We start from the raw sequence: 22,448 nt of genomic DNA on the forward strand, positions 1-22,448 counted from the left end.
TTAAAATTACTTAGTCTTTATGCTATAATATCTTTAGATAACGACCTGCCGTGTTAGTTAGCTTCTACTTGTTTCGAACCGTGGATTTAAAAAGGGAGTTCTACATTAAAGATTTAACAACATGCCTATTTTTTGGACGTTGGAGAATTTTTTGCGAACACCCACCTACGAGTGTAGGTTCTTGAAACAATAGGGCAACGGCATACGCGGGTTCTGAATTTAAAAACCATACGAGGCTGACTCAAAAGTGTCTGTGCTTCTCAATTAGGAGAGGTGCTTGACACTTTACTATTGGGTCAGCTTTTATTTTAATTTAAAGGGAAGTAACTCTATAGAGAGGGAATTGAAATGACAAATCACAAAAAGAAAAAAAATCATGTCCCAGCTCGTTTGAATCTATTATTTTTTGCTGTATTTATATTGTTTTCTGCACTTATTCTTAGATTAGGAATGGTTCAAATTGTTCAAGGGGAAGATTTTACAAGAGACCTAGAGCGAACGAGTAATGTTACGACGAGAATTGATGCGCCTAGAGGTATCATGTATGACCGCAACGGCACTATCGTTGTTGATAACGAAAGACAATTCTCACTCACCTATACTCAGCCACCACGACCTTCCGAACAAGAAAAGTTAGAGGTTGCTGAGAAATTAACAAATTTTATTGAGTTAGATACATCTAGTATAACAGAGCGTGATATGAAAGATTATTGGATCTTAACTCGACGCGAACAAGCACTCGATAAGGTGAGTAGTGAAGAGAGAAAAGATTTAGGTAACAATGAGGAGTATCAATTGACGTTAGACCGCATTACGGAAGAAGACTTAGCAGAAATAACCGAAGAAGAGAAAAAGGTATTAGCTATAAAGCGTGAAATGGATCGAGGATTTGCGCTCTCGCCTCAAAGGATAAAACAAGGTCTTACAAAAGAAGAAGCGCATGGTATTATTGAGCATCTGCCAGATTTACCTGGAGTTGAAATTTTACTCGATTCAACACGTAAATATGTTTTTGATGATACATTTAAGAGTTTCTTTGGTCGGACGGGTTCAATCCCGAGAGAAAGTTTAGATTTTTATTTATCAAGAGGATATGAAAGATCCGACATCGTGGGAACGAGTTTTCTTGAACTACAATATGAACAAGCTTTACGAGGGGAAAAAGCAGTAGTAGAAAATATTACAAGTCGTGGCTCAGTAATTGGTACCTCGCTAGATAAAATAGGACAACGAGGATATGATCTCGTCTTAGCGATGGATATGGAGTTGCAAAAACAAGTAGAAGAAGTTTTAAAACGTGAAGTTGATAAGAATAGAGGAGCCTTCCTTCGTACTCCTTCTGCATATGTGGTGATGATGGATCCAAAGACTGGGGAAATCTATGCGATGGCAGGGTATGAAGGAAATGACTTTGATCATTTTGGGGTCGTCAACAAGGCGTTTGAGATGGGGTCAACTGTTAAAGGAGCTACTGTTTTAGCAGGACTCCATGCAGGTGTTATAGGTCCCAATACAATTTTCTATGATGCTCCTATTACTGTATCAGGACAACCGTTCCGATCTGTAACAACGATGGGTAACATTAACAGTTTGACTGCCTTAGAAAGATCGTCGAACATTTATATGGCTCATATTGTTATGAACATGGCAGGTTATAATTACTCTACAAAATGTTGTTTTAGAGATATGCCTGGCGCATTTCAAAATTTTCGAAACTATTTAAACCAGTTTGGCTTAGGTGTGGAAACAGGAATCGACTTACCATCTGAAGGTATTGGTCTTAAAGGTGATAACAATTTACCTGGTAGTTTAATTAACTTGTCTTACGGACAATATGACACGTACACTCCCTTACAGCTAGCCCAATATGTTTCAACCATTGCAAATGATGGTTATCGTATGCAGCCTCGGCTTGTTAAAGAAATAAGAGAACCAAGTTCAACGAAGGATGATTTAGGGCGCGTTATTACTCAATTTCAACCAAGTATCATGAACCGAGTTGAAATGAGTGATGAGCATATTAGACATGTGCAGAGAGGGTTTAGGCAGGTTGTAACAGGCTCAAGGGGAACAGGAAGGCACTTTGCAAATAAACCATATCAACTTGCAGGTAAAACAGGTACTGCTCAGGTACTTAATAACCAAGGTAATAACCAAACTTATGTTGCATATGCACCTTACGAAAATCCAAAAGTAGCAGTTTCTATTGTTGTACCTAATGTTAATAGAAACACGAATGCTACGATTTCTAGAAACATCCTAGAAGGGGTCATGGATGCATTTTTTGAATTAGAAGAAAAGCGACAAAACCCTTCATTCAATCTTCCAGCTGAGGAAGATGTTGAAGACTAGGATAGCGAAGAAGAAACGAACTAAAAAAGAGGCTGACAGCATAAAAAGTCAGCCTCTTTCAATATGTTTTTTACTGTGTAATCGTCAATGCAATCTCTTCAACTGTCATTGTACTATTTAACTCAAATTCACCTGCTTTGATTTGTTGTGTCAGTTCATTGTCACGTAGGAATTGTAGAAATGCTTCTGTGTCTTCTAATACATTTACTTTTTCCAAATAATTTGCCACGTCCATACTACTCATACCGCTTTGAATTTCTATAATGGTATAATGAATCGTTTGAGGTTGTGGATCGACTTCCTCGTCAAGTGGCGGTTCTGTTCGTTCCGCTTCTTCTTTTCCTTTTAATAGGAGGTCGTATTCTTCCTCATCCAGAACGATGAAGCCTTGATCTTTCAGAATATCCATCATTTCTTCACTACTTAATTCAATTTCTGGTATTTCAATATCATCTTGTTCAATTTCAATATGGGTTGTTTGAAAAAAGTACATATATGCAAATACACTAGTAGCAAGTAAGATTCCCGCTGCAACTCCCTGTACTGTTTTTTTCGCCATGATATACCTCGTTTCTATCTTCATTCCTTCCGTTGATATGTAGCAATCAATCCAAGGACTTCACTCTCTGATAGAGTTGTTAGATCCGCAATTTTTTCTATAGAATACCCAGCTTCGTAATAGGCTGCAACTTCATTTAAAAGATCATTGGTTGTGTTTTTTTGCGGCGTCTGAGTATAGTATGCCTCTTCACTTCCTGATAAGATCTCTTCTTCTAAAATCGTAACCTTTTTCTTTAGTTGATATATTTCTTGCATGAAAGTCATAGAGAAACTTTCTAATTGGTTTTCCAGGTCTTTTGTACGGTCCTTTACAAAAAAAGAAGCTATTAGTAAAAGAATTGCTAAGACGAAAAGTGCTATGATGACGACTTCCATAAAAATCTCCTTTCTCGTCTTCTTTTCTCAATTTTTTTTTGCCTCTTTTCATTATACATGCCTAGTCAATACTTCATTTCAAGTTTTCCCATAATCCTCCAAAATTCTTCAAAAAAACACACTTTTTTCGCGAAAGTCGCCGAAAAACTTTTTTTGTGGTGTACATCCCTTATGCCTAGTGCATGTGACAAGAAAAGACAAAATAGACTGCTTGTCTCAAAAATAGATGCTCAGTAAGATTAAGGAGGAAAAATAATACCTTTCAAACCATTCCATTTTGATTTCTATATAAGAGAACGTTGAGCACTTATAACATTTAAAGCAGGAGGTTTTTATTGTGCCTAGAGAGCTAGTAGTCGGAAACGGTAAACTACTCGTTAATATTGATAAAGACTTACAGGTGAGGGATATTTACTTTCCTTTTGTCGGACACCAAAATCATGTTCAAGGTCATCCCAATCGAATTGGAGTCTCAATTGATGATACATTTTATTGGTTAAATTCTGAAAATTGGACCATTCAAACGAACTACCATCAGGACTCTCTTATAACGAATAGTCTAGCTGTACTGCCAGAACAACAAATCGCTATACGAGTTGAAGAAGGAGTTCATCAACGTGAGATGGTATTCATGCGGAAGTTTTCTGTAGAAAATTTAGCAAATGACCACCGTCATATTAAATTGTTCTTTCATCAAGATCTTGCGATATATGAAAATGAAGTTGGAGATACAGCCTTCTTTTCACCTAAAGATCGTACGATGATTCATTATAAAAGAAATCGTTATTTCTTATTTAATGGATCTCTTGGTGATAGTGGAATTAAGCAATATACAACAGGTGTCAAGCGCTTTCATGAGCAAGAAGGAACCTTTCGTGATGCTGAAGATGGGCAACTTCATTTTAATCCCATTGCTCAAGGTTCTGTCGACAGTACATTTTCGCTCGAAGGGGAACTTGAACCTAACTCTACACAAGAAGCTTATTATTGGATGACAGTTGGTAAATCGTTAAAAGAGGTTCAAGCTTTAAATGATTATGTAATGGAGACGGGTCGTCAACAAACCTTAGATAAGATCCATACGTATTGGAAAAGCTGGGTCAATAAAGGAGAGGTATTGACTGCCAATTTATCACCAGAAATGATGGATCTATATAAACGCAGTCTACTAGTTGTGAGAACCCAGACGAATGAAAATGGCTATATTATTGCTGCTAATGATTCTGATATTCTTCAATACAACCAAGACCATTATAGCTACATGTGGCCAAGAGACGGAGCCCTTATTGCACAGGCAATGGTTAAAGCTGGATATCACGGGATGGTTCGTAATTTCTTTAGAAGATGTAGTGAAGTGTTATCAGATGACGGCTATTTATTCCATAAGTATAATCCTGACGGTTCCATAGGCTCGAGTTGGCATCCTCTAGTTGGAGAAAGTGGGGAAGAACAACTACCAATACAAGAAGATGAAACAGCTCTAGTGTTATGGGCGTTCTGGGAAGATTATGAGGCGACTGGGGATATCGAGTTTGCTCAATCACTTTACCGTCCTCTTGTTCGTCCAAGTGCTGAATTTATTTTAAGTTTTATTGATGAACAATTAAATCTTCCCTCTCCTTCCTATGACCTATGGGAAGAACGACGAGGAATCTTTACGTTTACAGCTAGTACGGTCTATGGTGGTTTAGTAGCCGCTTCTCGTTTTGCTAATTTATTAGGTGAGAAGGAGAGTGCCGAGCGATATGCGCAAGGTGCTAAACGGATAAAAGAAGGTGTAGAAAAGTATCTTTTTGATGAGAATACCGGGACATTTTTTCGAGGTATATATAAGGATGAAACCACAGACGAAATTACTGTAGACCAAACACCTGAAAGCAGTCTATACGGGCTGTTTGCTTTTGGTATGTATGATGCTAAGGATAAAAAGGTTGATCAAACGATGACTGCAATAAGCGAACAGCTTAGAGTGAACACAAATGTAGGCGGATATGCACGCTATAGTAATGATAACTATTTTAAACAAACAGAAGATATTCATGAAGTACCAGGAAACCCTTGGATAATCTGTACATTATGGGTTGCGAAATGGCATATCTTGAAAGCGGTTAGTATAGAAGAGCTTCAACCAGCCTATGAGATTTTTCAATGGGTTTGTGAGCACTCTTTAAGCAGTGGTTTACTTCCAGAACAAATTCACCCACATACAGGTGAACCTTTGTCCGTAGCCCCGCTTACATGGTCACATGCAACATTTATAGACGTTGTTAATGACTATAATCAGGCGTTTAAGCGACTTTCTTATAAAGTGTAAAAAAGATACACTTGCTACCTTGGCATATCTTTGCTATCATTTAAAGGTATGAATGAAAACAAGAGGTTTGGAGGGAGAACATAATGCGCGTACAAGTAACTTTAGCTTGCACTGAAACTGGTGATCGTAACTACATCACTACTAAAAATAAACGCACAAACCCTGAGCGTATTGAGCTAAAAAAATATAGCCCAAGACTTAAGAAACATACTTTACATCGTGAAACGAAGTAAGGTAAACAAATGAGACCGCAAAAAACCTATATACTTAGGATTTGCGGTTTTTTTTGTGGATTGATTTTGTATATTCTTAAATATCGTTAATTGGGACAGCATAAGAGTAAAAAAGTAACTGTGCCCCCAAATAAAAATTCAATGAATGATTGTTGTATTCAAAAATAACTTTGACTTGGTGGTGGTACTTTTGCAAATAAAAAAAAATTTACGTACTGTCGTAAAAAAAAAGTTAAAGGAAATGAGCGCAGTAGAACATAAAAACAAAAGTGAAAAAATAAAAGAACATTTAAACTTAACTACTTTATGGAAAGAAGCAAACACAATTGCAATTACTATTTCTAGAGGAACTGAAGTAGATACATATAAAATTATAGAAAATGCTTGGAGAGAAGGAAAGAAAATAGTTGTCCCCAAGACATATCCAGAAAAAAATGAAATGGTATTTTTTCAAATTAACAGCTTTAATGAGCTGGAAAGTACTTATTTTCAACTAAAAGAACCTAAAGAAACGGTTTGTTTACCTAAGAGTTGCGAAGATATTGATTTAATCTTAGTACCTGGCGTAGCTTTTGATCGAAAAGGAAATAGACTTGGCTTTGGGGGCGGATATTACGACCGTTATTTAGCACATTATAAAGGTAAAACATGTGCACTTGCTTTTGAGGAACAGTTGGTAAGTGAAATCCCCGTAGAATCTTTTGATGTTCCCGTTCAAATGATTGTAACAGAAGACCAGGTGTATAAGTGTTGATTCTTTATCAATTAGGTGTATTGTTAGTAGCAGACAAAGATCAAGTAAAGTTAGGTGAAAAAAATGGATGTAAATGAACGTTATTCGAGGCAAATGTTATTTTCTCCAATTGGTGAGGAAGGGCAAAGAAAACTCTCTCAGAGTCGTGCGTTAATCGTGGGGATGGGTGCACTGGGCACCGTACTAGCCAATCATCTCGTTCGTGCAGGTGTGGGATTTGTACGAGTAATTGATAGAGATTATGTCGAAAAAAGTAATTTACAAAGGCAAATGCTATTTACTGAAAAGGATGTAGAAGAAGCCCTTCCCAAGGCAGTAGCAGCTGAACAAAAGTTAGCACTTATTAATTCTGATGTAAAAGTGGAAGGAATAGTTAGTGACGTTACATTGCATAATATAGAGGAGTTCATAGAGGGGATGGACATTGTGCTTGATGGCACTGATAATTTTCAAACCCGTTTTCTTCTAAATGATATTTGCTTTAAAAAAGGAATTCCTTTTGTTTATGGAGGAGCAGTGAGCTCAAGAGGTATGTCGGCCTTATTTGTACCAGGTGAGACCCCTTGTTTACGTTGCTTTATTAAAGAAGGAGAAACTGGCGGACAAACGTGTGATATGATTGGGGTTATTTCTCCAGTCGTAGATATAGTAGCATCTTATCAAGTCGTTGAAGCGATGAAATATTTAGTTGGAGCAAAAGAACAGCGACGCAGTCTGATTACTTTTGATGTTTGGCGAAATCATACATATGAACTTAAATTTACTTCACCGGAAAAAGATTGCCCAACATGCCAACAAAAAAAGTATCCGGCTTTAGAAGTGGGTAAAGATGAGGTGACATCACTTTGCGGGCGTGAAACAGTTCAATTTCATATGAGGAAAACATTTGACTTAAACGAATGGGAAGCACGTTTAAGTAAAGTAGCTGCTGTCCAAAAAACACCGTTCTTACTCAGGGCTCAGTTAAATGAAGGTGAAAAAATCGTCTTATTTACAGATGGACGTGCACTAATACAAGGAACCGAAGATGTTGTTAAAGCAAAAGCCATTTATTCCAAATATATTGGGTTATAGACATAATGTAACAAAATTGCCATGTTGAGACCGTTTTCAGTCTTAAAAAAAAATTGTGAAATAATGTACAATCTAACTGATTAAAGTAAACGAAGGGTGGCATTCTAGTGGATAACTTAAAAAGTAGTCGTGTAGTTATCATCGGTACAGGCTTTGTAGGTTCAAGTTACGCCTATGCACTTCTCAATCAAGGTGTTACGGATGAAATGGTTTTAATTGATCTAAATAAGGAAAAGGCTGAAGGAGATGCAATGGATTTAAATCATGGCTTACCTTTTTCATCACCTATGAAGATTTGGGCAGGAACTTATTCCGATTGTAAAGATGCTGATATCGTAGTGATTACAGCTGGAGCTAATCAAGCACCAGGTGAAACGCGTCTTGACCTCGTTGAAAAAAATACTGCCATTTTTAATAAAATTGTTTCTGAAGTTATGAATTCTGGGTTCAATGGGATTTTCCTTGTTGCAACTAACCCAGTAGATATCTTGACTTATGCAACATGGAAATTTTCTGGTTTACCAAAAGAGCGGGTAATTGGTTCGGGAACTATTTTAGATACAGCTAGATTTCGTTTCTTGTTAGGTGAGTATTTCGATGTAGACTCTAGAAATGTTCATGCGTATATTATGGGTGAACACGGTGATACAGAGCTTCCAATTTGGAGTCATGCCGATATTGGAGGAAGGCCTATTTTACGCTATGTTGAAGATGAGCAGTCAAAGATAACAAAAGAAGGACTTGATGAAATCTTTGTAAATGTTCGTGATGCAGCATACCATATTATTGAACGAAAAGGGGCTACTTACTACGGAATTGCCATGGGGCTCGTCCGCTTAACAAGAGCAATACTAAGAAATGAAAATTCAATTCTAACGGTTTCAGCTTTACTTGAAGGTCAATATGATCTAGATGATATTTACATTGGTGTACCTGCGATTGTAAATCGAAATGGTGTTCGAGAAGTTGTCGAATTAGATTTAAATGCAGAGGAAAAAGAAAAGCTGCAACATTCTGCATCTGTACTAAAGAAAGCGATGGAGCCTGTTATAAACTTTAATAAATAGTAACCGAATAATTCAGACTTAAATTAGGCAAATTAGGAGCAAAGGAGGAGATCTAGTTGATATCTCGTTTATTTATGCTTGTAATTATCTATTTTGCCTATCGCTTTCGTTATCGTATTTTAAATGCTCTGCTTGGCCAAAGATGGATTAGAAGATCGGCTGTAAAATGGACAATGAAAATTCCCGGCTTACGTCAAAAGTTCATGTCAGAAATGATGTTTGGTCCTAGAACGGGTAGCGTTAATAACCAATAATGAATGATTTGGAGGCACTGTCAATTGACAGTGCCTTCTTGCTACTTGGGCAAAAAGATGAAGGATGACCTAAGAATTGATATAATATGGTAAGGAGGGGGTTGCTATGCGTTGGAGAACCATTTGTTTTGATTTAGATAATACGTTGTTCAGTCATGAAGATGCTTTTGAAAAGGCAATATGCTTTTGCTTCGAAACACTTCAAGAACAATGGCTTAACGACAAGAAAATCGAAAGCCCAGTCGATGTTGCCACTTGGTTTAAGACATTTAAGAAAAACTGTGATTTATACTGGAAGCAATTTGAAACCAAAAAAGTGACTGCAAAAACGTATAGGCGCTTACGGTATCGTGATACGATGAAAAAATTTGATCTACCATACTCTGACGAAGAAGCAGACCACTTTCATGCCCATTATTATGAAATTGTTGACTCCTTTAGTAAACCATTTGATGGTTTAGTGGACTTAATGAATGAACTTACTGAAAAAAACATTAAAGTGGGAATTATCACGAACGGTCCAGCCGATACACAATATCGAAAAATAGAAAAAATTGGATTGTCGAGTCTTATTGATCGTGAACATATTTTTGTTTCTGAAGAACTTGGTGTAGCAAAGCCAAGCCGTGATATATTTGATTTAGCATTCAATACATTAGGTGAAACGAATGGTAAGCTATTTATAGGGGACTCTTGGGAACATGATATATGTGGCGCAATTGATGCAGGTTGGGATGCTATATATTTAAATACGAGAGGAAAACCAGCCAATACGAGCCACGAACCATATGCAACGTGCAGTGAATTAATGGAAGTGTTAGACCTTATAAAAAGTGATCAGTCGATGAAAGGGTGAGAAAATGGATGTTTTACAGCATGATTTATTTTACTGGCAGCTAGTCAACCATCTTGTCACCCAAAGAGGCTATCGAGTGATTGAAATGAATCCAAATTTGAATGAAATATGGTTAGAAGAGGAAGTTCCTCAGTCACCTAAAATACTGCGAGTTGTTCGAAAAGATGTGAATTGGAGTAATCGATTAAAAGAAGATATGAACAACACGTTGGTGAAGTTCAATGGCCTGCGCAGACAACTTAGCTTTCGTAAAGTGACAGCAGAAAATATATACGTGTCAACATATAGCCCGGTGGACTCATGGGAGCATTTAATAAATGATCCTTTAACGATTGCTCAAGATAAAACCGTAATGAACACATATTTGATAGAAGCAGATGATGAGAATAAAGCTAGGGAACTAGAACGACTAAAAATAGATTTACATACCTCTCAAGATAAGGTTATGTCTAACGATTTTTATGCTCTCGAGGAAATGGAAGGACGAATTAAAACCTTAAGGAATGAAGTGTTACAAAAGGCCGAAGAGCGTTTGCAGGCTGAACAAGCGATTTTTAAATTTGGGAAACCGTTTTTTACTTATCTCTTACTCATTTCAGTGGCTGTAATGTTTGTGCTGCTTGAGCTAAATGGCGGGAGTATGAGAATTTTGACATTAGTTGAATATGGGGCAAAATATAATCCACTCATTGAGGCAGGGGAATATTGGCGCCTTTTTACAGCAATGTTTTTACATATTGGTTTTCTTCATTTCTTTATGAACTCATTGGCTCTTTTTTATTTAGGCAGTGCAGTCGAGAGGATTTTTGGAAGTTGGCGTTTTTTATTTATCTATATCATTGCAGGCTTGTCTGGATCAATTGCTAGCTTCGCTTTCAATGATCAAGTAGCAGCGGGTGCATCCGGTGCGATCTTTGGTTGTTTTGGAGCTTTATTGCATTTTGGAATTAATCATCGTAAGTTATTTTTTCGAACGATGGGTATGAGTGTTATCGTTATTCTTATCATTAATCTATCGTTAGGATTTTTAGTTCCAATGATAGATAATGGTGCTCATATTGGTGGACTAGTTGGTGGCTTTTTAGCTTCTTTCGTGGTGCAACTGCCAAAACGACGTTTTAAAATTAAGCAATTGTTGTTTTTTGTTTTAGTAGCAGCTCTAGGATACGGATTATTTTTGTTCGGCATGATCAATGACCAAAAATCTGGAGCTCCAATCGTACACCTGCAACTTTCACAGGAATTACTAGAGGAAAACGAATATGAAAAGGCATACTCACTTTTATTAACGGTTAAAGAAAGGCAGTTAGACATCGCTGAACTCTACTTCTTGTTAGGATACACAGAGGTTCACCTTAATAAATATGAAGAAGCAGAGAAGAATTTTAAACGTACTGTTGAGATGCGTCCAGAATTTCATGAAGCCCATTATAACTTAGCGCTGATTTACGTACATTTCGAACAAGAAGACAAAGCTCTTCAAGCCGTTCAGCAAGCGTTAGTTTATTCACCGACTGAAGAGCATTATGTTCAGTTGAGAGAAAAGTTAGAGCGGTAGGATTTTTATATGCTGAACTTTCTCTCCTTTTTCGGTTTGAAAAAGAATGATAAAATGGTCGTTATTGTTGGAGAGCAAAATGAGTGGTACGGTACTTCCTACAGGTTTTATTCCTAAGTCATCTTCTTGAATTCCTGAAAAGTATTCTTTGTATATACTTTCCCAAATTTTATGAATGACAAGAGTAGTTTGCTCTTTATTTAAGTTTGGAAGAGGGTTTTCCTTATATTCACAAAGACTGGTTAATGGGAATCCTAAATAATTGTTTGCATTGATGTTGTATTCACTTAACATGTCTTTCCAAATATATGCGAGCTGTTGCTCAACAATATAATCGAGAATCCTCTTTCCTTCTTTTTCTTTGTCGTTAGTAGGAACTTTAAAAGATTGGATGGGAGCCAATGGTGAGTCGATCACGTACAGGTCATCACAACTAATGGTTAACCGACTTTTCGTTTCATCATTTGGATAATGAATTTCTGAATGATGAAAGGATATGGCTTGGAAGTGCCCGCTGTCCTCACCATTAATAGATTTTCTATTATCCATTTCTTGTTTGTTTTTATCCCACTTAGACATCACTTGAGTTAATCTGCCATCTTCAAATAAAAAAGAAATATCTTTTCTTAAATAGGCTTTTTGGTTTAACTGGGATGAAATACTCCAGTGAATTGTATACTCATCTTCATCTTCAATTGTTAAAAATTGAAGTGAAGTATCGGCATGAATATATTCTACTTTATGGTCAATTGGCTCAAATGTAAGGGTTTCTAGATAAGCTGGTTTCTTATCGAAGAAGATAAATAATAGAATGGCAGTAATGAAAGTGAATGTCCCAATTAAAATCATTTTCTTAATCATTTATGCTACCTCCAGTGGACAGCCTTTTATTCTGTAATTTTTATGTGACGAAATGAACGATTATGATATATAAAGATGAAATGGGGAATTTATTATGGAAAAATTAAATATTAACAAGGTTGTAGATACTCTTGAATTACTCGTAAACATTCCGAGTCCATCTGGTAATACAGAAAAAGTTATTGCTGCAGTTGAAGAGTGGTTAAAGCCATTAGGTGTTGAAATGAAAAAAAACCGGAAAGGCGGTCTTATTGTCACGCTGCAAGGTGAAAATAATAAGGAGCACCGGATGTTAACAGCTCATGTTGATACATTAGGAGCAATGGTAAAAGACATAAAAAGTGATGGCCGTTTAAGTTTAACTATGATCGGTGGATTTCGCTGGAATGCGGTTGAAGGGGAATATTGTAAAATTGAAACGAGTGAAGGCAACGAATTTACCGGTACGATTCTCATCCATCAGTCGTCTGTTCATGTTTATAAAAATGCAGGTGACGTTAAACGAGATGAAAAGAATATAGAAGTACGGATTGATGCACCCGTAACAACTGCAGAAGAAGTTCGCGAATTAGGAATAGAAGTAGGGGATTTTGTTTCATTTGATCCTAGATTTCAAGTGACTGATCATGGATTTGTAAAATCTCGACACCTTGATGATAAAGCGAGTGTTGCCATCCTGATGAACACGATTCGAAATATAATTGAAGAACAACGTCATTTACCTTATACGACCCATTTCTTAATTTCGAATAATGAGGAAATTGGCTATGGCGGTAATTCAAATATACCAACGGAAACCGTGGAATATTTAGCAGTTGATATGGGTGCGATAGGTGATGGTCAAACAACAACCGAGCACTGCGTGTCCATTTGTGCAAAAGATTCCAGCGGGCCCTATAACATTGGGCTTAGAAAAAAATTAGTACAAATTGCTAAGGATCATCAATTAAACTATGCTGTTGACATTTATCCATTCTATGGTTCAGATGCTTCTGCTGCCATTCGCTCAGGGCACGATATTGTTCACGGCTTAGTCGGACCTGGGATTGATGCCTCTCATGCACATGAACGTACACATGTTGATTCACTTGAAAACACATATAAATTAATTTATCACTACATCCTTTCACCAATGAATTAAAAGTTTATACGGTGAAAAATTTATACAGTGAAAAATTATTATGGTGCCAGGCACCTTTAGACGACTAAAGGTGCCTGGCACCATTTTTTTGTTTTTTGCATAAAATCACCAGCTTTGCAAAAAATGTACTTGAAGTGGAGGCGATCTGATTTTGGCAAAAGATAATGTTTTACATCCAGTGTCCAAACAAATAGATGAAAATATTGAATATCTAAAAGAGGCTCTAGGTGTCGATAAAAGTTTTGATATCATACACCTTGATTTAGAATATGCAGAAGTCCGGATGGCGCTTTTTGTTGTGGATGGCTTTGCGAAAGATTTTTCTTTAACTCAGATTCAACGTGAACTAATAGCGCTAAAACCAGAAGAGCTACTAGAAAATCCTTTAAAGACATTAACACATACGAAAATCCCTTATGTAGAGATTGATACAAATGAAGATTTAGACGCTATAGTAGATGACGTACTAGCTGGACAAGCAGCTTTGGTAGTAGATGGTTTGGATAAAATCATATTAGTTGATACGAGAACCTACCCCGTCAGAGGACCTGAGGAACCTGATACAGAACAAGTTATTCGCGGAGCAAAAGATGGTTATGTTGAAACGCTAGTTGAAAATGCAGCTTTGACTCGAAGAAGAGTTCGTGACCGGACCTTAAGAATACAATATAAGCGAGTCGGACGCCGTTCCAAAACCGATCTATGTATTGCATACATAGAAGATATCGCTGACCCCGAAGTTGTAGATAAAATTAGTGAATCAATAGATTTAATAGATACAGATGGATTACCAATGGGGGATAAAACGATTGAGGAATTTATTTTTGGACGACACTATAATCCCTATCCAATGGTACGTTATTCAGAACGCCCAGACGTAGTTGCATCCCATCTATTTGAAGGACATGTTGTCATTATGGTTGATGGCTCACCAAGTGTCATGATAACGCCTACAACGTTTTGGCATCACTTACAACATGCGGAAGAATATCGTCAGAAGCCAATCATTGGTATTGCCTTAAGAGGAGTACGTTTCGCAGCCGTATGGGCTTCTATCTTCTTATTGCCCCTTTGGTATCTATTTGCAACGAATCAGCATTTACTGCCTGAGATGCTTGCTTATATAGGGCCAAATGAGGAAGGTCAGGTCCCTATCTATGTTCAGTTTCTATTAGCGGAAGTTGGAATAGAGATGTTGAGGATGGCGGCCATTCATACACCGAGTGCACTTGCTACTGCGCTTGGTTTAGTCGCTGCCATCTTAATTGGTGAAGTTGCCATTGAAGTAGGATGGTTTTCACCAGAGGTCGTCTTATATTTAGCGGTTGCAGCAGTTGGTTCATTTGCGACACCAAGCTATGAATTAAGTCTTGCCAATCGTTTAATTAGAGTCTTTCTCTTAATTAGTACAGCTATATTTGGTTTAGCTGGTTATTTAGTAGGTATCGTCTTCTTTATTCTTTTATTAGTCAATATGAGAGGATTCCAAACGCCTTACCTATGGCCGTTCTTACCATTTTCATTAAAAGGCTTTAAAGATGTTCTATTACGTTCTCCAATCCCGCTGAAAAATAGAAGACCAGCAGCTATACATCCTCTTGACCCCGACCGTTAAAAAGATTAGTGGCCGGTCGAAAATGATAAACAAAAAGAAGTAAGCTAAGCTCAAGCCTAGCTTACTTCTTTTTGTCATTCTGATGAGCAGCGAATCGCTGTTATATGAGCACCTTACTTTTCCAAATTGAAATCCATTTCATAGAATTCATCTTTAATAAAAATTTCTGGTTTACTAATCGCCTGAAATTCGGTCGCAATGACAAGTCCAATCGGTGTAGTTTGATTAGCATTCACAACTGTAAATGGTACGTGATGTTTGTTCGCTTCTTTTACATAATTGGAGTACAGCCCATAAGATAGATTTCCGTTGATATACAGGTGAATGTTTTGTTCGTATTGCAATATTCTTACTGCTTCGTTATACATGCCTTGATGAATAACTTGTTTCTTCGTTAGAGCAAGGTGAATTCGTTCCACAATAGTTGTAAGAAAGATATTTCGTTCTTCAGGTTTAATTTCTGGATTCCCGTAAAGTCCTCGGTTAATAATGTCTTTTAGTTTGTCTTCCATGATGTCTTGGACTCCTTTGTCTCTTTATTGTCTTATTCACCTAATTCATACATATAGATGATAATAGCAGCTTGTTTCACTTTTAAGAAGGAGGATAAAATTATGATTAGTTCCTTAATCGGGATGTTTTATACGATTGCTATAGGTTTTAGTATTGGTGGATTAATGATATCTAGACGAATGATGCCAACTAGACTGCAGGTTTTTCTAGTAACTCTATTTTTTGCTTTTGCAGTCTATATCGGTATCGTGATTAGCCGTTTATTTGAGAAAGTGATTGCTCTCCAGTTTATTGAAATCTTAGTCGGACTAGTCGTTCTAGCTACAATTGCACTCGCGTTTATTAACTTCCATCCGATGATGGGATATTTTCATCAACAGTCTCGAGTGCTATGGGGCATTTTGTTTTTACTATTTTTTTTATTTGGCATGGAGTGGACGATTCGCGAAGCAAGTATTTGGCTTCACTTCGTATCAATCGGCTTTTTTTATTTTTCCATTCTTATAGGACAACTTATTCAATATGAAGTATTACAGAAAATTTGGCGTGTTGAATATGTGTCTTATTTACCGTTAGTATACCTATTGTTAATAGCAATCTTTAAAATTTTTTAAAAGAGTTTGCCACCAATTAACGTTTCTGTAATTATCCCAAGTGAATAATAATCACGTTCTACATGGTCCATATTAAACAAACCGATAAAACCTAAAATAAATCCAACAGCTAATAAAATAACAGGAATAATAAATGATTTCTTTTTAACAATACAAATAACAGAAATGATGGCAGCACTTACTAAGACGAGTAATCCTAATATAAAAAAAGTGAAGCTTTCCATAGGTGAAATCCCCCTTATAAATGTTCTCTCTATATGTTAGAACAAATAAGGGCTTTTTTATGTGACAAATTATTAAACAATTATATACTGAAATACTTGTTGATTAAAATGGAGTTGTTATAATGAGGTGGGCAGGTGAATACAGATGAGGACATTTTATGATGTTCAGCAATTATTAAAGAAGTATGGAACTTTTATTTATACAAAAAACCGTCATGTTGACGCTATTATGATGGAGGAAGAAATCCGCGAGATGTATGAGTTTGGCATGCTTGATAAACAATTATTCCAAGAAGCTTTACTTATATTGAAGAAAGAACAACGTGAAGAACAGAAAGGTTGATGACATGACTACAAAGTGGTATGTGGGTGTAGATCTAGGAGGAACAACGATTAAACTAGCTTTTATCGACCCGTATGGTGAAATTGTTTATCAAGGAGAAGTGCCGACCAATACCTCGAATGGCGGCAGTGAAATTACAACTGATATTGCGAAATGGATTGATGGATCATTAGAACACTTGGGAGAAACGAAAAGCCAATTACATTCAATTGGTATGGGGGCACCTGGCTTTATAAATATGGAAACAGGGTATATTTACCAAGCGGTTAATATCGGTTGGAAAGATTTCCATTTAAAAGATCGCTTGGAAATGGATACAGGGCTTCCGGTAATTGTTGATAATGATGCCAATATTGCTGCTCTTGGTGAAATGTGGCGCGGCGCGGGTGATGGTGCCAAAAACTTATTGTGTGTAACTTTAGGTACTGGAGTAGGCGGTGGAATTGTTGCTAATGGTAATATCCTTCATGGGGTTAATGGTATGGCCGGTGAAATCGGTCATATTACAGCAGTTCCAGAAGGGGGATACCAATGTAATTGCGGGAAAACAGGATGCCTGGAAACTGTAAGTTCTGCAACAGGAATCGCGCGAATTGCAAAAGAATTTATTACTGATTATCCGAATAGCCTTTTAGCTAGTGAATCTGAGAATGCAGGCCGCATGACGGCTAAATTAGTGTTTGATTGTGCTAATAAGCAAGATGAATGTGCCATCAAAGTTATCGAAAAAGTTACATATTACTTGGGCTTTGCACTTGCGAATTTAGCCAATGCTTTAAACCCTGAAAAGATCGTGATTGGCGGCGGGGTTTCTAAGGCCGGACCAACCTTACTGGAACCACTAGAAAAAGCTTTTCAAAAGTTTGCATTACCTCGTGTTGTAGAAGGAGTATCGATCGTTACCGCAACTTTAGGAAACGATGCAGGTGTTATCGGTGGAGCTTGGTTAGCTAAAACTAAAAATTAGGTAAAGGTTAGTATCAACATCATTAACGCTAAAATGAACAATAACATATATTAATATTACCCATTAAGAAAAAAGGTGCATTGAAAAGGACTATAGAAAGAAAACTAAATCTAATTTAGTAAAAAAAGGGGAAGTTTACATGGAGAAATACCGAGTTGAACGTGATTTAATTGGTGAGAAGGAAGTACCGGCGGATGCGTATTACGGAATACAAACGATGCGAGCAAAAGAAAACTTTCCAATTACCGGTTATCCTCCACATCAAGAGTTAATTAGAGCATTCGGGTATGTAAAAAAAGCTGCGGCAATGGCAAACCGAGATGTAGGTGCTTTAAACCCGCAAATTGCAGATGCGATTGTCGAGGCGGCAGAAGAAGTTATTGAAGGAAAACTGAATGATCACTTTATCGTTGACGCTATTCAAGGAGGAGCCGGGACATCTTTTAATATGAATGCAAATGAGGTTATTGCCAATCGTGCCATTGAGTTCCTAGGGGGAAAAAAAGGGGAGTACTTAAAAGTCAGCCCGAATACTCATGTGAATATGGCCCAGTCCACAAATGATGCATTTCCTACCGCTATTCATATTTCTTGTTTAAATTTGGCAAAAGGTTTAACACAACAATTAGAAGATTTAATTCAGGCTCTATCAGAGAAAGAAGAAGAATTTGATAACGTCATAAAAATGGGACGTACACACCTTCAGGATGCTGTACCGATAAGGTTAGGGCAAGAATTTGGCGCATACAGGCGAGTAATTACGAGAGATCTTCGACGATTGAGCGGTTCATTAAGTGAATTGTACCAAATAAATATGGGGGCAACTGCAGTCGGAACAGGTTTAAATGCATTGCCTGAATATATTCAAAAAGTGGCCAAGTACTTAGCTGACATTACAAAATTACCATTTGAGACAGCGGAGGATTTAGTGGATGCTACTCAAAATACGGATGCCTATACGGAATTATCAAGTGCATTAAAAATATTAGCGATAAACTTATCCAAAATGGCAAACGATTTACGGTTGATGAGTTCAGGGCCTCGAACAGGGTTAAATGAAATTAACTTACCTGCACGACAACCTGGTTCATCGATTATGCCAGGAAAAGTAAATCCAGTAATGTGTGAAGTAATTAACCAAATCTCTTTTCAGGTCATTGGAAATGACCACACGATAAGTCTTGCTTCTGAAGCAGGACAGTTAGAGTTGAACGTGATGGAACCGGTTCTAGTTTTTAATTTGTTACAATCGTTATCTATATTGCAAAATGGAATAAAAGTATTTAGGCAATATACAATTGAAGGGCTTACGGCCAATATTGAAAAGTGTAGAGATATGGTCGAAAGAAGTGTAGGAATTATTACCGCAATTAACCCGCATGTGGGTTACGAAACAGCGAGTAGAATTGCTAAAGAAGCCATCCAGACGGATCGTCCTGTCAGAGAAATTTGTATAGAGCGAGGGATTCTTTCTGAAGAAGAACTAAATGAAATTTTAGATCCGAAAGAAATGACTAACCCAGGAATAGCAGGTGCTAAGTTTTTATATAATTAAATAAGTAAAGGGTGCAGTTGCACCCTTTTTATGTCAATTTGATGGACGAATTCTTATTTTATTGAGCATCTTTATGAAACATGTAATAATGTAAATTACTCTTTGTCAGTAAAAAAAAAGAAATATGAAGTTTTAAACGGAGGTTCAAATGAAAAGTAAATCTCTGTTTTTCGTAATAACCTTCCTTATAATATTTAGTGTCGGCTGTTATACGAATGATGAAGGGATAACTCAACATACCCTGAAAAATGTAAATTTGATTGAAAAGAAATTAGATCTGTTAACGGAAACAGAATTACAAATACCACTTCAAGTAAATCCGTACAGCTTTGTTGAAATAAGTGAATGGTATGATAGCGATACGGTTCTCTTATTAAAAGATGAAAATGCCATTTCATACATAAACAAAGTGAATTTGAAAACAGGGGAAATTAGTAATTTTTTTCAGACGGAAGAACCAATTTTCTCGGTAGAAACAAACTATGACCATTCATACTTTGCGATCCAGACTTCGACTTACGATTTAAGCTCTCCTCTTTATTTCATTAATTCAGAAGGACAAATGGTTTATAAACTGACTGACATAGGTGAAGAATATTCTCTTTTTTGGAGTCCTTACAATTCTGAGGAACTCATTATCATTTCATTCCTCCCAGACTGGGAATTTGATGTGTATCAATTAAACCTTAGTGAAGGAAAATTAGCACAGCTAAATTTAGATCACACCTATTTTCAGTGGCTTACTAAAGATGAAGTGGCATTTCTAGAATGGTCTTCGCTTGCTCCAAGTTTTTTCGCTCCAATATATAAACACAATTTGTTAACGAATAAAACAGAAGAACTCTTAGAGGAAGTCCTCGCATTTTTTACGTTTGGTGAAAATGTTCTTGTTGCCATTTCGGTTGAGTCGTTAGAGGCTGAGCAATCCATTTATCAATTTTACCAAAATCAAGATCTGATAGCGCAACTTGAGATCCCGACGTTAAATACGTATTCAGAGCAATGGTGGATACCGTTTCACGAATATGATGATCATAAGCACTTTTTTTATTATTTAAGCCCGATGTACAGTGGTGATTTTTTTGGTTACAACGATCCATTTGAATTAACTCAATTTAACGTTGAGACTGGCACTGTGGAGAAAATAATTGATGTGGACTTGCAAGCTCCGATCAAACTGTCACCAGATGGAAGATGGATGTTGTATGGGAATCAATTTGAATGGTTGATTGATCTATCTAATAAAACGGTTCATTCACTCATAGAGTAAATGAACCTGTGCTTTTCAGTTGTAATCTATAAAAATTATGTCATAATGAATAAGAGAAAAATTAATAAGTGTGACTAGGGGTGCCTGTAACTAGGCTGAGAAAAAGGATATCCTTTTACCCTCGAACCTGATCTGGTAATCCCAGCGTAGGAAAGTCGAAGAATTGATTAGACATCAATATCTAACCGTAATCCGTCGTTGGATTGCGGTTTTATTTTTAGTGTGCTTTGATAACTGCTGCAGTCTTTTTAATTTGTTTAGTTTCAAGCATAGTAGATCTTTTAATTGTAATAATTCTTTAAACAGTGAAAGGAGACATCAAGATATGAAAGATTTTAAACTTTATACGATTACTGGTGAAGAGTTTCACCCGAATCGCGATTTAGTAACGGTTATGGAACAAGCTATATTAGGTGGATCAGACATTATTCAATTACGTGATAAAACCAATTCAAAAAAGGTTGTTTTTGAAAAAGCAAAGCAATTACGAGAATTAACAAAAAAATATGGGGTTACTTTTATTGTAAACGACCATATTGATGTAGCACTCGCAGTTGATGCTGATGGGATTCATATCGGGCAAGATGATTTACCGATAGAAGAGGCAAGAAAAATCGTTGGAGAGAACAAGATAATTGGATTATCTACTCATGCGATTGAAGAAGCTCGTGAAGCTGAACGAGCTGGAGCAGATTATATTGGAGTAGGACCGATTTTTCATACAAAAAGTAAAGTAGATGTAGTGGACCCGGTTACTACGGATTACATTCGTCAAGTGGTTCAAGAAATTACGATACCTTTTGTTGCCATTGGTGGAATTAAGCTTCATAATGTCGATCAAGTGTTAGAGGCAGGGGCTGCACGTATTTGTGCAATTAGTGAAATTGTGGGAGCAGAAGATGTTCAATCTGTATGCCAACAGTTTATCGAAAAAATAAATCAAAAGGTGAAATTATAATGGAACTTCATGTGAATGGTGAAACGGTAGAGTTAGAAGCAAGTACACTAGCAGATATTGTTAAACATTACGGGCTTGAAAAAAATTTAGTGGTTACTGAAGTGAATGGAGAAATCATCGATCGAAGCAACTGGGAGGCTACCGTCGTTGAGCCGGGAATGAAAATTGAACTAGTCCATTTTGTAGGAGGAGGATGATCATATGAACAACAGCAAAGACAAGTTAATCATCGGTGGAAAAGAGTTATCTTCTCGATTTTTTATTGGAACAGGACGTTACCCTAATCCTTTTGTACAAAATGAGGCGATTAAAGCATCCGGTTCAGAAGTTCTCACGTTTGCGATCAGACGGGTTAATTTAGAAGCACCTGATGAAGATGCAATACTACAACATTTAGAAGGACAAACATTTACGTACTTGCCTAATACATCAGGAGCGAAAACAGCTGAAGAGGCGATACGAATTGCACGTTTAGCAAAAGCAAGCGGACTAAGTGACTGGATTAAGGTGGAAATTAGTGTCAACGAGAAAACATTACTACCTGATCCAATTGAAACTTTAAAAGCAACGGAAGTTCTTGCTAACGAAGGATTTGTCGTTCTGCCTTATACTTCCGATGATCCTGTATTATGTAAAAGATTAGAGGAAGCAGGTGCTGCGGCTGTTATGCCTGGTGGCGCACCAATTGGAACAGGGCTAGGAATTTTAAACCCTTATAATATATCGTTAATCGTTGAAGAGGCCAATGTACCGATTATTGTAGATGCTGGGTTGGGCTCTGCGAAAGACATTGTTCAAGCGATGGAACTTGGTGTTGACGGTGTACTAATGAATACACCTGTTGCAAAAGCAAAGGATCCAGTTAAGATGGCGACTGCAATGCGCTATGCTATTGAAGCTGGGCGGATGTCTTATTTAGCTGGTCGAATTCCGCAAAAACGCTATGCAACAGCAAGCAGTGCCTACGAGTCGTTGATCTTGAAATAGAA

General features: G+C 37.0%; 24 protein-coding genes, 1 other RNA gene and 1 riboswitch. Of the genes, 20 read left to right on the forward strand and 5 right to left on the reverse strand.

The genetic code is table 11. From position 1 onward, the window contains the following. Positions 1-39 precede the first annotated feature (39 nt). Together ssrS and N7Z68_RS11160 are read left to right on the forward strand one after the other, a co-directional pair. Positions 40-217, forward strand: a non-coding RNA gene (ssrS, locus tag N7Z68_RS11155) — 6S RNA. Between the two features lie 131 nt (positions 218-348). Then, positions 349-2,352: a peptidoglycan D,D-transpeptidase FtsI family protein gene (locus N7Z68_RS11160; protein WP_275118553.1), complete on the forward strand. Its 2,004-nt coding sequence runs from the start codon at positions 349-351 to the stop codon at positions 2,350-2,352. Positions 2,353-2,422: 70 nt separating this feature from the next. On the opposite strand, the gene N7Z68_RS11165 is transcribed toward N7Z68_RS11160, so the two are convergent. Further along, positions 2,423-2,911 (reverse strand): hypothetical protein, encoded by a 489-nt coding sequence (locus tag N7Z68_RS11165; protein ID WP_275118554.1) that lies wholly within the window; start codon positions 2,909-2,911, stop codon positions 2,423-2,425. A 20-nt stretch (positions 2,912-2,931) separates the two neighbouring features. Then, a complete protein-coding gene (locus tag N7Z68_RS11170; protein ID WP_275118555.1) occupies positions 2,932-3,288 on the reverse strand; it encodes a hypothetical protein in 357 nt (118 codons plus the stop codon). Positions 3,289-3,625: 337 nt separating this feature from the next. Here N7Z68_RS11170 and N7Z68_RS11175 point away from each other — a divergent pair, with 337 nt between their 5' ends. From N7Z68_RS11175 to N7Z68_RS11210, 8 genes are all read left to right on the forward strand, one after another. After that, entirely contained in the window at positions 3,626-5,602 is a 1,977-nt protein-coding gene (locus tag N7Z68_RS11175) for a glycoside hydrolase family 15 protein (RefSeq protein ID WP_275118556.1), read from the forward strand. A gap of 83 nt (positions 5,603-5,685) precedes the next feature. After that, positions 5,686-5,835: a 50S ribosomal protein L33 gene (rpmG, locus tag N7Z68_RS11180; RefSeq protein ID WP_045485842.1), complete on the forward strand. Its 150-nt coding sequence runs from the start codon at positions 5,686-5,688 to the stop codon at positions 5,833-5,835. A gap of 190 nt (positions 5,836-6,025) precedes the next feature. Continuing rightward, positions 6,026-6,589: a 5-formyltetrahydrofolate cyclo-ligase gene (locus N7Z68_RS11185; protein WP_275118557.1), complete on the forward strand. Its 564-nt coding sequence runs from the start codon at positions 6,026-6,028 to the stop codon at positions 6,587-6,589. 63 nt (positions 6,590-6,652) lie between these two features. After that, entirely contained in the window at positions 6,653-7,663 is a 1,011-nt protein-coding gene (locus N7Z68_RS11190; RefSeq protein WP_275118558.1) for a ThiF family adenylyltransferase, read from the forward strand. A gap of 107 nt (positions 7,664-7,770) precedes the next feature. Then, complete coding sequence (locus N7Z68_RS11195; RefSeq protein WP_275118559.1) at positions 7,771-8,730, forward strand: L-lactate dehydrogenase; 960 nt, start codon at positions 7,771-7,773, stop codon at positions 8,728-8,730. 56 nt (positions 8,731-8,786) lie between these two features. Further along, a complete protein-coding gene (gene yqgO, locus N7Z68_RS11200; RefSeq protein ID WP_275118561.1) occupies positions 8,787-8,984 on the forward strand; it encodes a protein YqgO in 198 nt (65 codons plus the stop codon). Between the two features lie 106 nt (positions 8,985-9,090). Further along, positions 9,091-9,840 (forward strand): HAD family hydrolase, encoded by a 750-nt coding sequence (locus N7Z68_RS11205; protein WP_275118562.1) that lies wholly within the window; start codon positions 9,091-9,093, stop codon positions 9,838-9,840. 4 nt (positions 9,841-9,844) lie between these two features. Next, on the forward strand, positions 9,845-11,398 hold the full coding sequence (locus N7Z68_RS11210) for a rhomboid family intramembrane serine protease (RefSeq protein ID WP_275118563.1): 1,554 nt from the start codon (positions 9,845-9,847) through the stop codon (positions 11,396-11,398). Here N7Z68_RS11210 and N7Z68_RS11215 read toward each other — a convergent pair. Further along, positions 11,387-12,259 carry a hypothetical protein gene (locus N7Z68_RS11215; RefSeq protein ID WP_275118564.1) on the reverse strand — a complete coding sequence of 291 codons (873 nt, stop codon included), beginning with the start codon at positions 12,257-12,259 and terminating at the stop codon, positions 11,387-11,389. The genes N7Z68_RS11210 and N7Z68_RS11215 overlap by 12 nt on opposite strands. A 94-nt stretch (positions 12,260-12,353) precedes the next feature. Between N7Z68_RS11215 and N7Z68_RS11220 the strand changes: the two genes are divergently transcribed. Further along, positions 12,354-13,400, forward strand: a complete 1,047-nt coding sequence (locus tag N7Z68_RS11220) for a M42 family metallopeptidase (RefSeq protein WP_275118565.1) — start codon at positions 12,354-12,356, stop codon at positions 13,398-13,400. A gap of 151 nt (positions 13,401-13,551) precedes the next feature. Beyond that, complete coding sequence (locus tag N7Z68_RS11225) at positions 13,552-15,015, forward strand: spore germination protein (protein ID WP_275118566.1); 1,464 nt, start codon at positions 13,552-13,554, stop codon at positions 15,013-15,015. A 113-nt stretch (positions 15,016-15,128) separates the two neighbouring features. Here N7Z68_RS11225 and N7Z68_RS11230 read toward each other — a convergent pair whose 3' ends face one another. Further along, positions 15,129-15,527: a YueI family protein gene (locus N7Z68_RS11230; protein ID WP_275118567.1), complete on the reverse strand. Its 399-nt coding sequence runs from the start codon at positions 15,525-15,527 to the stop codon at positions 15,129-15,131. A 102-nt stretch (positions 15,528-15,629) separates the two neighbouring features. Here N7Z68_RS11230 and N7Z68_RS11235 point away from each other — a divergent pair, with 102 nt between their 5' ends. After that, a complete protein-coding gene (locus N7Z68_RS11235; protein ID WP_275118568.1) occupies positions 15,630-16,142 on the forward strand; it encodes a hypothetical protein in 513 nt (170 codons plus the stop codon). On the opposite strand, the gene N7Z68_RS11240 is transcribed toward N7Z68_RS11235, so the two are convergent. After that, the gene (locus tag N7Z68_RS11240; protein WP_275118569.1) at positions 16,139-16,366 is read right to left on the reverse strand and encodes a hypothetical protein; all 228 of its coding nucleotides are present in this window, start codon (positions 16,364-16,366) and stop codon (positions 16,139-16,141) included. The genes N7Z68_RS11235 and N7Z68_RS11240 overlap by 4 nt on opposite strands. A gap of 145 nt (positions 16,367-16,511) precedes the next feature. On the opposite strand from N7Z68_RS11240, the gene N7Z68_RS11245 reads away from it, so the two are divergent. The 7 genes from N7Z68_RS11245 (at position 16,512) to N7Z68_RS11275 (ending at position 22,446) form a co-directional block, all read left to right on the forward strand. Further along, a complete protein-coding gene (locus tag N7Z68_RS11245; protein WP_275118570.1) occupies positions 16,512-16,709 on the forward strand; it encodes a YqgQ family protein in 198 nt (65 codons plus the stop codon). Positions 16,710-16,713: 4 nt separating this feature from the next. Beyond that, entirely contained in the window at positions 16,714-17,676 is a 963-nt protein-coding gene (locus tag N7Z68_RS11250; protein ID WP_275118571.1) for an ROK family glucokinase, read from the forward strand. A gap of 139 nt (positions 17,677-17,815) precedes the next feature. Further along, the gene (gene aspA / locus N7Z68_RS11255) at positions 17,816-19,231 is read left to right on the forward strand and encodes an aspartate ammonia-lyase (RefSeq protein ID WP_275118572.1); all 1,416 of its coding nucleotides are present in this window, start codon (positions 17,816-17,818) and stop codon (positions 19,229-19,231) included. Positions 19,232-19,379: 148 nt separating this feature from the next. Further along, positions 19,380-20,501, forward strand: a complete 1,122-nt coding sequence (locus tag N7Z68_RS11260; RefSeq protein WP_275118573.1) for a YqgU-like beta propeller domain-containing protein — start codon at positions 19,380-19,382, stop codon at positions 20,499-20,501. 66 nt (positions 20,502-20,567) lie between these two features. Continuing rightward, a riboswitch (TPP riboswitch) is annotated at positions 20,568-20,671 on the forward strand. 155 nt (positions 20,672-20,826) lie between these two features. Next, positions 20,827-21,459 (forward strand): thiamine phosphate synthase, encoded by a 633-nt coding sequence (thiE, locus tag N7Z68_RS11265; RefSeq protein WP_275118574.1) that lies wholly within the window; start codon positions 20,827-20,829, stop codon positions 21,457-21,459. Continuing rightward, positions 21,459-21,656, forward strand: a complete 198-nt coding sequence (gene thiS / locus N7Z68_RS11270) for a sulfur carrier protein ThiS (protein ID WP_275118575.1) — start codon at positions 21,459-21,461, stop codon at positions 21,654-21,656. Before thiE ends, thiS begins: the two co-directional genes overlap by 1 nt. Before the next feature lie 4 nt (positions 21,657-21,660). Further along, entirely contained in the window at positions 21,661-22,446 is a 786-nt protein-coding gene (locus N7Z68_RS11275; RefSeq protein WP_275118576.1) for a thiazole synthase, read from the forward strand. Positions 22,447-22,448 lie beyond the last annotated feature (2 nt).

The organism is Alkalihalobacterium chitinilyticum, assembly GCF_029028005.1.
In the GTDB taxonomy this organism is placed as follows: Bacteria; Bacillota; Bacilli; order Bacillales; family Bacillaceae_F; genus Alkalihalobacterium; species Alkalihalobacterium chitinilyticum.